Here is a 14283-nt window from a genome sequence, read left to right as displayed (position 1 = left end):
CCCTCCGTCAGGCTGCCACCGTCTGCGGCGAGGGCGAGACGACGACTACCGTTCCCCTCGTCATCAGGACGATCAGTCCGCGTTCGGCGCCGGTCATATCGAGATAGGCGCGGACCTGAGCCCGATAGTGGTCGAGCGTCTGAGCGTCGGGGTTCACGTCGCTCTTCCAGTCGACGACCACGACCGGGCGGCCATCGCCGCCAACTGTCAGTGCGTCGGCGATCCCGGCCGTTGCGGTTTCCACGCCCTCAGCCGCCTGTGCGGCATAGACGGGGAATTCGGCCAGAAGGCCTGGCCGAAGGGCCGCGATGTCGGGGAGGGCCAGGGTCCGGGTGACACAGTCCGCCAGTTCCTGGGCCGACAGCCCCGTCGCCGGATCGGCGACCGGAGACCGGCCGAGGGCGCGGATGAGTTCGGCGGCCCTTTCGGTCAGGGCGGCTTTCGCCTCTGGGGTTTCGCCGGTCAGCACCTCTTCCATGAGTTTGTGGAGGATCAGCCCGCGCTCCCGGCCGCCCTGTACGAGGGCGGTATCTTCCAGTTCGGGAGGTTGGTCGTCGGCCGACCCCGTCCAGAGGGCAGGCTCTTCTTCCCGCAGCACCGTCCCGGCGGCGCTCTCGTCGCGGCTGGGCGCAAGCCAGGTCAACCGCGTCTGCGTGGCGGCGATGGCTTCGGCTTCGGCGGCGAAGCTCGCGCGTGTCTGGGCATTGGCCGCTCCAGCCCCTGCCGCCGTGATGCTGTCGGGCAGGTGGGAGATGTCCAGACCGGGCAACTCGGCGAGGGACAGGTCGACGAGACCGATCCAGGCGGACTTCGACGGTGTGGTGTCGAGCCGGGGCAGGACGAGGAGTTCGCGGGCGCGAGTGGCCGCGACGTACCAGAGGCGGATGCGTTCGCGATCCAGTTCGTCCTTTTCCGCCTCACGCGCCGTCTCGTATCCCTCGGGCGGGACGCCCAGGACCGGGCAGAAGAAGGTTTCCGTCTGGCGGTCGATGACCGCGTTCTCGGGCGCCATGACGCCGGTCATGGTGTTCACAGGAATGACGATCGGCCATTCCAGCCCCTTGGCCGCGTGCATGGTGAAGAGCGCAACGGCTTCTTCCTGCGCGTCGGGCCGGCCCTCGACAGCGCGCGCCTCGTCGGACCACGCCGTTGTCATCGCCTCGGCGAAGGCGCGCAGGCCGCGCACGGCGTAGCTGGTCGACAGGCTGAGATAGAGATCGACATTGGCGAGCGCGCGCTCGGCTTGACCGCGATGGCGCTCGAGGAGGAGCGGGCGAACGCGCATCACGTCCACGGCCTGCGAGAGCAGCTCGTGCGGGGTCGTGCTGTTACCGCGCCGGGAGAGAGATTGCAGCCGTTCGATGACCTCGCGCGCGAGCGGGTGCGTGATGAGGGCGGGGTCGATGCTGAGATCCAGGCGCGGAATCCGATCCGGCTGTTCCTCCGAGCGAGGAAGCGCCCAGATGATGTCCAGCAGGTTTTCCTCGGTGAGGCCGACCAGAGGCCCGCGCAGGAGCGCGCCGAGCGCCAGCGTGTCGCGGCGATCGGCGAGGACACGGGTCAGCGCGATCAGGTCCTGGATTTCCTGGCGGCGGAACAGCCCCTTGCCGGCCTGGGTCGCCACGGGGATGCCGCGGCGCTCCAGGGCTTCCTCATAGCGCCACAACTCCGCGCCGGTCGGCGCCAGCAAGGCGATGTCGCCCGGCTGGCAGAGGCGCTCCGCGCCGCTGCGACGATCGATGATGGGGTGGCTTTCGATCAGCCGGGCGCACAGTTCGGCGATGGCGTCGGCTTCGGCGTCGCGCTGCTGTTCGGCGCTGGCCTTGCCGTTTTCGTCGGCCACGGCGATGTCGAGGGCCGCCACGCACAGGCCGCCCCGGTCGTCATGGAACGGGTCGAGAGCGGTGAAGCCCGGCTGCCCATCGGCCGAGAGCACGGCCTCGAAGCGCTCGTTGACGAAGGTGAGGATCGAGGCGCAGGAGCGAAAATTGGTGGAGATCGACAGGAGGCTGCCGGGATCCTGGGCGCGGAAGGCATCGCGCGCCTGCACATAGGCGCCGACATCGGCGCCCCGGAAGCGATAGATCGCCTGCTTGGGGTCGCCGACCAGGAAGAGCGCGCCCGGCCGGATTTGGAACCGGGTCCAGTCGTCATCGCCATCGGCCGGCTCGCCGCACAACCGCCAGAAGATTTCGGTTTGCAGGGGATCGGTGTCCTGGAACTCGTCGACGAGGACATGAGCGAAACGCTGCCCCAGCGCCCGGCGCACGGCATCGTGGTCGCGCAGCAAGTCGCGCGCGGCGAAAATCAGATCGTCGAAATCGAGCTGGGCGCTGGCGCGCTTGTGGTCGCGATAGTGTTGCAGGATTGGACGCGCTTCGTCGATCACCGCCGCCAGGGCATGGCTGGCGGCGGCCTGCACAAGCGCGACCCAGGCGTCGCAGCAGGCGGTGTAGTGGGTCTCCGCGGCGTCGTTCAGTCGCTCGCCGTCGGCCTTGGAAAGACCAGCCTCCTTCGCTGCGGCGGCCCATTTGCCCTTCTTGCGGTAGGAGGCGAAGGCACCGGCCTTGGTGCATAGGTCCGGGTGGGGACGGGCGGTCAGGAGCCGGACGAGGCCCGCAGGCGTCGCGGGATCGGGACCGTTCGCCACGGCGGTCGCCATTTCGGCCAGGCGCTCGACGATCGTCACCGTTTCGGGCTCGGCCGCGGCCGCGCCATCCATGAAGCCCGCGAAATCCGCCGCGGCCTGCCGGAACGCCGTCAGGTGTCCGTCGAGCGGGGAGACGGGCGGGGCCGCGAGCGTGGGGCGGCGGCGCAGATTCTCGGCGATTTTGTGGATGAGCGCCACGGTTTCGCTGGGGCTGTGCAGCACCATCTCGGCCAGGATGCCGTCCTGGCCACCGGACAGGCGTTCGCGCAGCCAGCTATCGACAATTTCGAGGAAGGTGAGATCGGCCTGGTTGCGATCCATGACGCCGGCGCCGGGATCGATGTCGGCCTCCGCCGGATAGGGTTTGATCAGGCGCTGGCAGAAGCCGTGGATGGTCGAACAGGTGATCTCGTCGATCGCGGCGCTGGCGGCGGCGAGATTGTCGCGATGGGCCTGGCTCAGCCCATCGGGCAGCGCCACGCGCAGCTCGGTCGCGATCGTGCCGGCCGAGAGGTCGGCGACGAACTCGCGGACACGCGACAGCAGCTCGCTCGCGGCGAGTTCGGTGAAGGTGACGGCGGCGATGGAACGCGGCGCGACGCCTTCGGCGAGCATGGCGGCAATACGCCCTGCCATGACGGCAGTCTTGCCCGAACCCGCGCCAGCCTCGACCAGGATGGAGCGATCATGAAGGCTGATCGCATCGCGGCGGGCGCCGTCGTCTTTCAGCACCTTGGACACGCTGCTCATCATTTCGCCTCCCAGACCTGAGCGACTTCGCCCAGCCGCTCCGTCGCGGCCGGCATTTTGCGTTTGCAATAGGTGGCGCTGGCATTGGCCGGCAGAGCGAAGGCGAGGTCGTCATAATCGCCGCCGGTATCCGGGCCAGGCAGGGCCGCGCCGCCGGCGAGACTCATCCTTGCCGCGCGGAGATAGCCCGTGATCTCCGCGAGCACGGCCTCGGGATCGTCGAGCTGAAGATCGACGGGCTCGCGCGGGTAGAGCAGCGAGGCGCTGATGGCGACGTCGTCGCCGAGGAGCGCCTTCACCGCGAAGGCATAGAGGCAGCGCTGCAGCTCGCGTCCGCCGTTCAGCCGGATCTCGCCCCGCGGCGGTCGGCCGGTCTTGTAGTCGCGCACGAGCGCGCCCTTGCCGTCGCCCGAGATGTCGAGCCGGTCGATATAGCCGGCGATGCTGAAGCCCGTGTCGGGAATCGTGACCGGCGTGCTCGCATCCCAAGGCGTCTCGGCGTCGGATTTCGGCTCCAAGCCGCCGAACGGCACTTCGCCAAAGGCGCGCGCTCCGGGCAAGATCTCATCGCCATAGGAAAGGGCTCGCCCCGCCATCACGCGGGCATCGTCGAGGGTGCGCTCCCAGATGACGGACGGCGGAACCGGGCGCTCGCTCTCCCAATCGGCGGCGACGGCGTGCGCGGCCCGGGCCACCGCCGCTTCGATGGTCTCTGTGTCGGCGGAAGCAAGGCCGCCGCCGGTTTCGAGGTCGCGCAAGGCGCGGTCGAGAACCATGTGAACGAGATCGCCGATCCCGAGCGCGTCGAGGACGAGCGGTTCGGCGCTGCTCTGCGGCTCACGCCATCCGAACGCATAAACCCACACGAAGCTTAGCGGATTGCGCAGCAGGCGGCACAGCGAGCTGGCCGACTGGGTGCGGCCGAGGATGGCGAGAACGAGCGGATGATCCGCCCGCACGAGCCCGTCATGGGGAGTGATTTCGGTTCGCCGCCAGTCGCGCCAGCAGCCCTGCGCGCCGACCGCTTGCGGATCGGCGGCGAACTCCTGCGGCCGGGCCATGAGGCGGTCGGTTTCGCTGAAAGCGTGCGCCGGCGTCGCGTTGCGGCGCAAATAGGTTTCGTCGCCCCGCCCTTCGAGCAGGGGGCTGCGGCCCAGAAGACGCCCGTCGCTGTCGTGCCGGGCGCGAGAGAGAACGACGGTATCGGCCGTCGTGGCGAGGATCGTCTCGAAATCGCGGCGGTCGGCGAGATTGACCGGCAGCGGATCGAGCATCGGGGTCGGGATGATATGGTCCGGGATCAGCCGGTCCTCGGCGATCCCGCGCGGCCAGCGCGAGGAATTGAGCCCGAGGAGCCGCACGAAACGGCGGGGCGACGCGGCGAGTGCGCTGGCCGGCATCCAGGCGGCGCAGACGCATGCCTCCAGTCCGTCGTCTTGCTTCAGGGTTTCCAGCGTCGCATCGATCGAGGCGGCAGGGCCGGCGAGCAGTGCCTTGCGCCAGATCGCGAGCGCGCGGCCCTTGAGGAAGGCTTCTCCGATCTCGCTGGCGGCGTCCGATCCTTTCGCCAGAGTCTCGATCGCTGCGCGCAGCGCCGGAACATGGTCGGCACCGTCGGGCCAGTCTTCCGGCGTCAACCGGGCCAGCAGACGGTTCCAGGCGCCCGGCGTCGAAAGCGGTGCATCGGTCGGCAGGACCCGCAGCCAGCCTTCGGGCAGGGTCTCGAAAGGCCCGCTATCCCGGCAGAACGCCGCGAGGCGCCGCAGCCGCGACTGCGACAGGCCCCGGACCACGATGTCGGCCAGCGCGGCCGCCGCCTGGCCCTCGCGGGTGGTGACGGTGCGGACGCCGTGGATGAAGTGCAGGTCGATATTGGCGTCGGCGCGCAGGGCCAGGAAATGATCGTCATAGTCGGCGGGCGAGGCGGTCGCGATGGCGATCTCCGAGGGCGAGGCGCCCGAGGCGAGCAGGCTTCGCGCCCAACGCATCGCCTCGATAGCCTCGTGATAGGCCGTCGCTGCGCTGACCGCGCTGATCCCCGGCTCTTGCGCCGGTGTGCGCGTGACCGTGACGCCGGTGCCGCTCAGCCATGCGGGAACGCTCCTTGGGCCGGCCGTCCACTGCACGGGGATATGGGCCGTGAGGGCCTGGAGCAGCGGCCGCCAGCAGGGCGAGAGTTCGGTAAGGCCGACGATCTCCATCGGGCCGAGGACCGTCGGCGCATGACCGATGCGGGCGGTAGCGGCGGCGGCGATGTCGAGAGGCCGCATCATGCCGGGCGGAAGCTGGTCGAGGACGGTCGCTTCCAGGCGCGCGATGGCGGCGAGCCGCGGATGATCGGCCGCGTGTGCGGCCAGATCGATGCCCGCGCGCCAGGCTTTGTGGAGCGTGTCGGCCGCCGCGTCGATCATGCCGGGAAGAGCCTTGATGCTCTCCAGCTCGCCCATCGGCGTTGCGGGCAGGGCTGCCTGGATGGCCGCGCGCAGGCTCTCGTCGTCGATGGGTCGGGCGAAGCCACCAGCCAGCCGGACGGCGGCCTGCTCGAAGGACATGATCTGGAGGCCGTGACGACCGTCACGGCCTGCGGCCAGCCGGCTCTCCCGCATCGCGAGGCGGCCGTGAACGACCAGGGTGGATCGATACGCGATGGTCATGGCCGCCCTCCTTCCGGGTGCTGCTTAGAGCTGGGCGTCGTGCCAGCGGTCTGACGTTCCAAGCTGTATCGCTGCATGTTCCGCCCCTTGCCCCTGTCCGATCGCCCATTGACGAAAGCCCATAATGGGAATAATAATTACACGGACTACGATGGATTGTCCATATAGTTTTTATGCCCACTTACACGAGACGGAAGCAATGGCAGAGGCCGCGACGGCGTTAAAATGGGGGGTGGGGCGCCGACTCGAATTCATCGAGTTCCGGCTGTTCTGGGAGGGCTCGATCAACCGGGCCGACCTCGTGGAGGCGTTCGGCGTGTCGGTTCCGCAGGCGTCCAAGGATTTGACGCTCTATCAGGAGCGCGCACCGGGCAACATGGAATATGACACCCGCGCCAAGCGCTACGTCGCCGCCGAAAAGTTCGTTCTGCGCTTCCTTGAGCCGGACCCTTACATCTACCTCTCGCAGCTTCGCTCGGTTGCCGAAGGGGCCGTGCCCGCAAGCGATTCGTGGATTGCGGCGCTTCCCAGCGCCGATGTCGCGCTGACCCCCAGGCGGGACATCGACATCGAGGTCTTGCGCAAGATTCTCGACGCCAGCCGCGAGGGCGTCTCTGTCGACATCTTCTATCAGTCGATGAACAAGGTGCGGCCGGACCCCATCTGGCGCCGGATCACGCCGCACGCCTTCGGTTATGACGGCTTCCGTTGGCACGCGCGGGCCTATTGCCACCTTGAGCACAAGTTCAAGGATTTCCTGCTGCCGCGCATTCTGGAGGTTGGCACGAAGGGCGAGCCGGGCGCACCGGGCGTGCAGGACTGGCTTTGGAACAACTATTTCGATGTCGTCATCGGCCCGCATCCAGCACTCACGGCGAGCCAGAAGAATGTCGTCGCCAAGGATTATGGGTTGGACCAGGGAAACGGCGTGCTCTCGGTCCGCTACGCTATGCTCTTTTATGTTTTGAAGCGCCTGGGCTTGCTTGGTGACGCTGCGAAACAGAGCGCTCATACACAGCATATCGTGACGATAAACCGCAAAGAAACTGAGGCTGCGCTTGAGAAGGCGGAGTTTCAGCTATGAGAGAATCGGGGGGCGCCGAGCAATGGCGGCAAGGCTTGAAGAGATAAAGAACGGCGCATCCGTGCGGGGCATTGCCTCGGCGCAGGCTGTGCATGTGGTCTCGGTGGACTGGATCGGCGATCAGGCGATCAGCGTCGTTTTTCGCGATCACAATGGCACGGTGGCGGAGGCCGTTCTTTACCGGGACGACGAGCACCGGCTTGAGGTCGAGCAGAGCGGGCGGGCTTGGTCGTTCGATGCTGATGGCGCGTTGCTACGCCTGGTGACGGAAGCCAACCGCATCAAGCTGGCGCATTATTTCGACCCGTATCTGGCGATCCACACCAGTTTGGTCGATCCACTGCCGCACCAGATTTCGGCGGTCTATGGCGAGATGCTGCCGCGGCAGCCGCTTCGCTTCCTCCTCGCTGACGATCCCGGCGCCGGTAAGACGATCATGGCCGGGTTGCTGATGAAGGAGCTGATCGCCCGCAGCGATCTCGAACGCTGCCTCGTCGTCGCGCCGGGCAGCCTGGTCGAGCAATGGCAGGACGAACTCGGGCAGAAGTTCAATCTCGAGTTCGACATCCTCTCCCGCGACATGATCGAGAACTCGCGGTCGGGCAATCCATTCAGCGATCGGGATCGGCTGATCGTGCGTCTCGACGTGTTGGCGCGCAACGAGGAGCTTCAGGAGAAGCTCATGAGCGCGCGCGAATGGGACCTGATTATCTGCGACGAAGCCCACCGCATGTCGGCCACCTATTTCGGCGGGGAGGTCAAATATACGCGGCGCTATCAGGTTGGCCAGAAGCTGGGCCAGGTTTGCCGCCATCTGCTGTTGATGTCGGCGACGCCGCACAACGGCAAGGAAGAGGATTTCCAGCTCTTCATGGCACTCCTCGATGGCGATCGGTTCGAGGGCCGGTTCCGCGATGGCGTCCATTATGCCGACACTGAGGACATGATGCGGCGGTTGACCAAGGAGGAACTGCTCAAGTTCGATGGTCGGCCGCTATTCCCCGAGCGGCGGGCGCGCACGGTCAAGTATCAGCTCTCGGAAGGGGAGGCCGCGCTCTATACCGCTGTCACCGAGTATGTGCGCACCGAGATGAACCGCGTGCAGCGCTTCGCCGAGGGCGATGGGAAGAAGCGCAACAATGTCGGTTTCGCCTTGCAGATCCTTCAGCGGCGTCTCGCCTCGTCGCCGGCCGCCATCTATCAGTCCCTCAAGCGCCGCCGGGAACGGCTGGAAAACGAGCTGGGCGAAGCGCGCCTTGCCGCCAAGGGCCGCAGGGCCGGCGCATCGGAACCCGCGATCAATGCCGACATGCTGCGGAACATCGAGGAGTATGGCCAGGAGGAGATCGACGAGCTTGAGGATCTGATCTCGACGGGCGCGACGACGGCCGAGACGGTCGAGCAACTCGCCCTGGAAGTCGAGACCCTGAAGGGGCTGGAGACGATGGCGCTCGGCGTGCTGCGCTCGGGCGTGGACACGAAATGGAGCCAGCTCAATCGTATTCTCGACGACGATTTGATGATCGACGCGGCCGGCAATCGCCGCAAGCTGATCATCTTCACCGAGCCCAAGGACACGCTGCACTACCTGCTCGACAAGGTGCGGGCGCGGCTCGGCAACCCCGAGGCCGTCGAGGTGATCCACGGCGGCGTGTCGCGCGAAGAGCGGCGAAAGGTCGTCGAGCGCTTCATGCAGGACAAGGACATGCTGGTCCTGATCGCCAACGACGCGGCAGGCGAAGGCGTGAACCTCCAGCGCGGCCATCTCATGGTCAATTACGACCTGCCGTGGAACCCGAACAAGATCGAGCAGCGGTTCGGCCGCATCCACCGCATCGGCCAGATGGAGGTCTGCCACCTCTGGAATCTCGTCGCGGCCGATACGCGCGAAGGCGAGGTTTACGCGCGGCTGCTGGAGAAACTGGAAGCTGCGCGCGAGGCGCTGGGCGGCCGTGTCTATGACGTGCTCGGCGAATTGTTCGACGGCGTGGCGCTGAAGGATCTGTTGTTCGAGGCGATCCAGTATGGCGAGCAGGAGGACGTGAAAGCGCGTCTTTTCCAGCAGGTCGATGGTGCGGTCGATCAGGCGCACTTGCTCGAGCTGCTGCGCCGCCGCGCCCTGACCAACGACACCATGCCGGAAGCGAGGGTCGAGGAATTGCGGCTCGAAATGGAGCGCGCCGAGGCGCTGCGCCTACAGCCCCACCACATCCAGAGCTTCTTCGTCGAAGCGTTCCAGCATCTGGGTGGCAAGATCAAACGCCGGGAGGAAGGGCGTTGGGAGGTCACGCATGTTCCTGTGCGCATCCGCGAGCGGGATCGCCAGATCGGAACCGGTGCCCCCCTCCAGACGCAGTATGAGCGCATCTGCTTCGAGAAGGACAAGATCAACCAGCAGCCGGTCGCCGCCTTCGTTTGTCCCGGCCATCCGCTGCTCGAAGCCGTGATCAGCATGATCCGCGAGCAATATGAGCAGATCATGCGGCAGGGCGCGATCCTGGTCGACGACACGGATGCCGGTGATGCGCTGTCGGCGATTTTCCTGCTGGAACATGTTGTCCAGGACGGCCGCGTCACCAGCGCAGGCAAGCCGCATGTGATCTCGCAGCGGCTCCAGTTCGCTGCGATCGACAAGGCGGGAAACACCGTCAACGCCGGCATCGCGCCGCATTTGAATCTGCGGCCGGCAACGCCGGAAGAGGTCGCCAGCGTGCGGGACCTTCTGGACGAGAGTTGGCTGACCACTGATCTGGAGAAGGCCGCGATCCGGTTTGCGACAGTCGAACTGGCCCAAGGCCATGTCGCCGAGGTCAAGGCGCGGCGTCTGCCCGAGATCGAAAAGGTTGAGCAGGAGGTACGCGCACGCCTCAAGAAGGAGATCAATTACTGGGACTCGCGCGCCTTCGAGCTGAAGGAGGAGGAGCGCGCCGGCAAGAAGACGCGGGTGAACTGGCAGAACGCGCAGCGCCGCGCCGAAGACCTGGCGGATCGGCAAAAGCGACGCATGGACCAGCTTGAGCGGGAGCGTTTCATCTCGTCGCAGCCCCCGCGTGTGCGGGGCGGCATGGTCGTCATCCCCCGGGGGCTGCTGCAACAGCGCCAGGCGCCGAGCATTCCGAACCATTTTGCAGAAGATCCGGCCGCGCGCCGCGAGATCGAGCTTGCGGCGATGACCGCTGTCATGGCGGCCGAACGCGCGCTGGGCAACGAGCCGGCCGACGTCTCCGCCCAGAAGATTGGCTACGACATCGCGTCCCACGATCCGAGGTCGGGGCATCTGCGCTTCATCGAGGTCAAGGGGCGCATCGACGGCGCGGACAGCGTGATGGTCACGCGCCAGGAGGTCATTACTTCGCTGCACGAGCCGGAGAAGTTCATTCTGGCGATCGTCTCCGTCAACGCAGGCTCCGCTCACGCGCCGCGCTATGTGCGCGGCCCGCTCGTGGAACGGGAACCGTCGTTCCTTGAGACTGCGATCCAGTTTGATCTCCGGCGCCTGCTCGAGCGCGCGGAGGCACCGCAATGAGGATGACCTCGGGCCTGTTCATCGCCGATCCTTGGACCGGCTTCGTTCTCGACAGCGCGAAAGACGGGGGGATGCGGCCGTCGGGAACATCGCATCGCTGCTGGTTCGCCCTGCCCCGCAAAGGTGCCAGAGCAATTTACGAGGCGGCCAGACTGGTCGATGCAGGCGCGCCGCTATGGTCGGCGTGCCGACCGCTTCCTGCGTTTCTCGACAAACGCGCCAGCCTCATCCACGAGAAGATAACAAAACTCTGCCAGACGGAGATCGGGCTATGTTGAAAGCATCCGAGCAAGAAGGAAGTGTCGTATATTCCTTCAAAGGAAAGTGGCTGGAACCAATAACGAGTGGAAGAGTCAAAGTTTTCTTTCGCAAGCGTGTTCCGCTCTCTAGGCCCAGACGTGTCTATCTCTATGTCGGTACGCCGACGAGTGCGATTGTTGGATGGGCGGAAGTTGTCGATATAAAACGTATTTCATCCACTGATGCGCTGAATATGGCCTCCGACGGTGCCATAGATATTCAAGAGCTAAAAAAATATCTGGAGAACACTGACAGTGTTGGCGTGATTCGTATTGGTTTCCCCAACCTTTTTTCCAGTGCGATTACGGCTGCGGAGGTTTGCAGCGTTTTTAATTTCCATCCTCCGCAGAATTTTTTCCAGATCAGCAGCGACGATGCATCCAAGTTGGACGAATTAAGAAAATGAAAAAGAAACTTATCGAAGTCGCCATCCCGCTTGAAGTGATTAACGCGGCATCGGCGCGAGAGAAGTCGATCAGGCATGGGCATCCCTCGACGTTGCATCTTTGGTGGGCGCGGCGGCCGTTGGCGGCGTGTCGAGCGGTATTGTTTGCGCAGTTGGTAGATGACCCATCATCGAGTGTGGATGAATTGTTGTCTGATCCGCACTTGCGCAAGCAGGCGGAAGCAGAGCTGCCTGGGCGAGTGAAAGCATGGGGGCTGAGCAAAGCGTCGGCCAAGGGCATGGCAGTGAGCGCCCCCGAACCAGAGCTTGAAGAAGTCGCGGTTGAGATCGAACGCAAACGGCTCTTCGCCATTATCGAGGATCTTGTGAAGTGGGAGAACTCGACCAACGAGGAGGTGCTGGAGCGCGCTCGCGCTGAAATCCGTAAGAGCTGGGGCGGCGAGTTGCCGTCGGTCTATGACCCGTTCTCGGGAGGTGGGTCGATACCTCTGGAGGCGCAGCGCCTCGGCCTGCCCGCCTATGGATCGGACCTGAACCCGGTCGCGGTGATGATCGGCAAGGCGATGATCGAGATCCCACCGAAGTTCAAGGACAAGGAACCGATCCATCCCGGCGCGAAGGATCGGCAGTTCTACCGCAATGCCGAAGGACTGGCTGAAGACGTCAAATTTTATGGCGAATGGATGCGGGAGAAAGCGTGGGAACGCATCGGGCACCTTTATCCTCAAGTGGACCTACCGAAGGAATACGGCGGCGGAAAAGCAACGGTGATTGCGTGGATCTGGGCGCGGACTGTGCCAAGTCCAGACCCAGCGTTCTCGGATGTGCATGTGCCGATCGCGTCGAGCTTCCTGCTTAGCGCGAAACCGGGAAAAGAAGCCTGGATCGAGCCGGTTGTAGATCGAACGTCGAAGACGATTGACTATAGAATACATCAAGGCGGAGCGAAGGCTGAGATCGCATTAGCGAAGGAAGGAACTAAAGCTGGGCGGGGTGCAAACTTCCGCTGCATTATGTCGGACACCGCGATAACTCCCGACTATGTCAAGCGAGTGGGCCAAAGCGGGCGGATGGGTCAAACACTTTTGGCTGTCGTGGCCGAGGGTAGTCGTGGGCGTGCCTATACCGCACCGTCGCAAGAGCAAGTCTCTATCGCGCTTTCGGCAAATCCGGACTGGAAGCCCGATACCAGTCTTCCCAACGATCCGCGAAATTTTTGGACGGTAGATTACGGGCTTACCACCTTCGGAGACCTGTTTACAAATAGGCAGCTTGTCGCTCTGAATACGCTGAGCGAGCTAGTGCATGCGGCGCGGACGCAAATTGAGATTGATGCAGTTAACGCTGGCCTTTCGACCGAACCTACGCCGTTACGCGATGGAGGCAAGGCCGCGAAAGCCTATGCCGAGGCTGTAAGTATTTATCTCGGTTTCTTGGTGGGTCAGGTAGCCAATCATTGCTCGACTATCTGTGGGTGGAACAGCCCGAATCAGCAGATGAGGTCAACTTTTTCCCGACAGTCTCTGCCAATGACCTGGGATTTTGCCGAAGTGAATGTCTTCAGCGAATCTAGTGGGAGCTATCACAGCCTCTTCACGAGAATGGTCAAGGGGTTCGAGACTCTTGGAGCGGGCAGCCAAAAATCTCAGGTAATGCAGAGTGATGCGCAATCTGCGGCTTATACACCTGGATGTGTAATTTCGACGGACCCACCTTACTACGACAACATTGGATATGCAGATCTATCCGACTTCTTTTTTTGTTGGATGAAGCCTGCTCTGCGGAGCACGTTTCCTGATCTATTTTCTCTACTTGTTACGCCAAAGGCGGATGAGTTGGTAGCGACCCCATATCGGCATGGGGGGCGGGATGCCGCCGACGATTTCTTCCTTGATGGGATGAGTCGGGCGATCGCTCGAATGGCCAAGAATGGAAATAGTGAGTGCCCGACAACTATATATTATGCCTTTAAACAAAGTGAGATTGAGCTTGAGGGAATTAGCTCAACTGGTTGGGCGACCTTTGTGCAATCCGTCATGGATGCAGGTTTTTCTGTCGTCGGAACGTGGCCGCTCCGAACAGAAAAGCCAGGGCGTATGATCGCCGTGGGCACCAATGCTCTCGCCAACTCAGTCGTCCTCGTCTGCCGCAAGAAGGAAGCCACAGCGGAGGTCGTTACCCGGGCGGAGTTCATTCGCGCCCTGAAACGCGAACTGCCTCCGGCGATCGCCGAACTTCAGGCGGCAAGTATCGCGCCGGCGGATATGCCGCAATCGGCCATCGGTCCTGGTATGGGCGTCTTCTCGCGTTACAAGGCTGTGCTGGAGTCCGACGATAGCCCGATGAGCGTGAAGACGGCGCTCCAACTCATCAATCGGGAACTCGACGAGTACCTTGGTGGCATCCAGGGTGAGTTCGATCCAGACACGCGCTTCGCCATCACCTGGTTCGAGCAGAACGGGAACGGCAAAGGAGACTATGGTGTCGCCGACAATCTCGCCCGGGCGCGCGGAATTTCGGTCGAAAGCGTCAAGCATGCCGGGATCGTCGAAAGCGCCGCCGGCAAGGTCCGCATACTCGCGCGTGATGAACTCGACGACGATTGGAACCCGGAGGAGGACCGTCACCTGACGGTGTGGGAGTGCCTCCAGCATCTGGTCCGGCAGCATGAGAAGGACGGTATTTCCCACGACACCGCTGTTCTGCTCAAGAAAATCAACACCCAGGCCGAGGCCGTGAAGGATCTCGCCTACTGCCTCTACGACATCAGCGCCAACAAGCGGAAGGATGCGAAGGAGGCCACGGCCTACAACGCCCTGATCGCCGATTGGGCCGAGCTGACGAAGGCGGCCGCGGCCATCCACGATACGCGCGGCGATCGTCAGATCCGGCTGGAAATTTAAGGGGGAACGG

Annotated in this window: 7 protein-coding genes; 5 read left to right on the top strand and 2 right to left on the bottom strand. The window is 64.0% G+C overall.

Annotated elements, in window-relative coordinates:
- Positions 1 to 7: 7 nt before the first annotated feature.
- A complete protein-coding gene (locus shn_RS22045) occupies positions 8 to 3400 on the bottom strand; it encodes an exodeoxyribonuclease V subunit beta (RefSeq protein WP_064332308.1) in 3393 nt (1130 codons plus the stop codon).
- Positions 3400 to 6054 carry a PD-(D/E)XK nuclease family protein gene (locus shn_RS22040; RefSeq protein WP_064332307.1) on the bottom strand — a complete coding sequence of 885 codons (2655 nt, stop codon included), beginning with the start codon at positions 6052 to 6054 and terminating at the stop codon, positions 3400 to 3402. The genes shn_RS22045 and shn_RS22040 overlap by 1 nt, the downstream gene beginning before the upstream one ends.
- 199 nt (positions 6055 to 6253) lie before the next feature.
- Between shn_RS22040 and shn_RS22035 the strand changes: the two genes are divergently transcribed.
- The 5 genes from shn_RS22035 to shn_RS22020 are packed head-to-tail and all read left to right on the top strand — an operon-like array spanning position 6254 to position 14273.
- Positions 6254 to 7138, top strand: a complete 885-nt coding sequence (locus shn_RS22035) for a WYL domain-containing protein (RefSeq protein WP_064332306.1) — start codon at positions 6254 to 6256, stop codon at positions 7136 to 7138.
- 22 nt (positions 7139 to 7160) lie between these two features.
- Positions 7161 to 10664, top strand: a complete 3504-nt coding sequence (locus shn_RS22030) for a helicase-related protein (RefSeq protein WP_064332305.1) — start codon at positions 7161 to 7163, stop codon at positions 10662 to 10664.
- On the top strand, positions 10661 to 10942 hold the full coding sequence (locus tag shn_RS22025; RefSeq protein ID WP_064332304.1) for a hypothetical protein: 282 nt from the start codon (positions 10661 to 10663) through the stop codon (positions 10940 to 10942). Before shn_RS22030 ends, shn_RS22025 begins: the two co-directional genes overlap by 4 nt.
- Positions 10936 to 11370 carry a hypothetical protein gene (locus tag shn_RS35950; RefSeq protein ID WP_145925980.1) on the top strand — a complete coding sequence of 145 codons (435 nt, stop codon included), beginning with the start codon at positions 10936 to 10938 and terminating at the stop codon, positions 11368 to 11370. Before shn_RS22025 ends, shn_RS35950 begins: the two co-directional genes overlap by 7 nt.
- Entirely contained in the window at positions 11367 to 14273 is a 2907-nt protein-coding gene (locus shn_RS22020) for a DUF1156 domain-containing protein (protein WP_064332303.1), read from the top strand. The genes shn_RS35950 and shn_RS22020 overlap by 4 nt, the downstream gene beginning before the upstream one ends.
- The last annotated feature ends 10 nt before the right edge of the window (positions 14274 to 14283 follow it).

The sequence above is a fragment of the Shinella sp. HZN7 genome (genome assembly GCF_001652565.1).
Classification (GTDB): domain Bacteria; phylum Pseudomonadota; class Alphaproteobacteria; order Rhizobiales; family Rhizobiaceae; genus Shinella; species Shinella granuli.
The sequence above is the reverse complement of the archived record's forward strand: the minus strand, read 5'-3'. Positions and strand labels throughout refer to the sequence as shown.

Excerpts from the sequence above, each read along its gene's own strand:
- shn_RS22045 (WP_064332308.1), bottom strand. The coding sequence starts at position 3,400 with ATGAGCAGCGTGTCCAAGGTGCTGAAAGACGACGGCGCCCGCCGCGAT.
- shn_RS22040 (WP_064332307.1), bottom strand. The coding sequence starts at position 6,054 with ATGACCATCGCGTATCGATCCACCCTGGTCGTTCACGGCCGCCTCGCG.
- shn_RS22035 (WP_064332306.1), top strand. The coding sequence starts at position 6,254 with ATGGCAGAGGCCGCGACGGCGTTAAAATGGGGGGTGGGGCGCCGACTC.
- shn_RS22030 (WP_064332305.1), top strand. The coding sequence starts at position 7,161 with ATGGCGGCAAGGCTTGAAGAGATAAAGAACGGCGCATCCGTGCGGGGC.
- shn_RS22025 (WP_064332304.1), top strand. The coding sequence starts at position 10,661 with ATGAGGATGACCTCGGGCCTGTTCATCGCCGATCCTTGGACCGGCTTC.
- shn_RS35950 (WP_145925980.1), top strand. The coding sequence starts at position 10,936 with ATGTTGAAAGCATCCGAGCAAGAAGGAAGTGTCGTATATTCCTTCAAA.
- shn_RS22020 (WP_064332303.1), top strand. The coding sequence starts at position 11,367 with ATGAAAAAGAAACTTATCGAAGTCGCCATCCCGCTTGAAGTGATTAAC.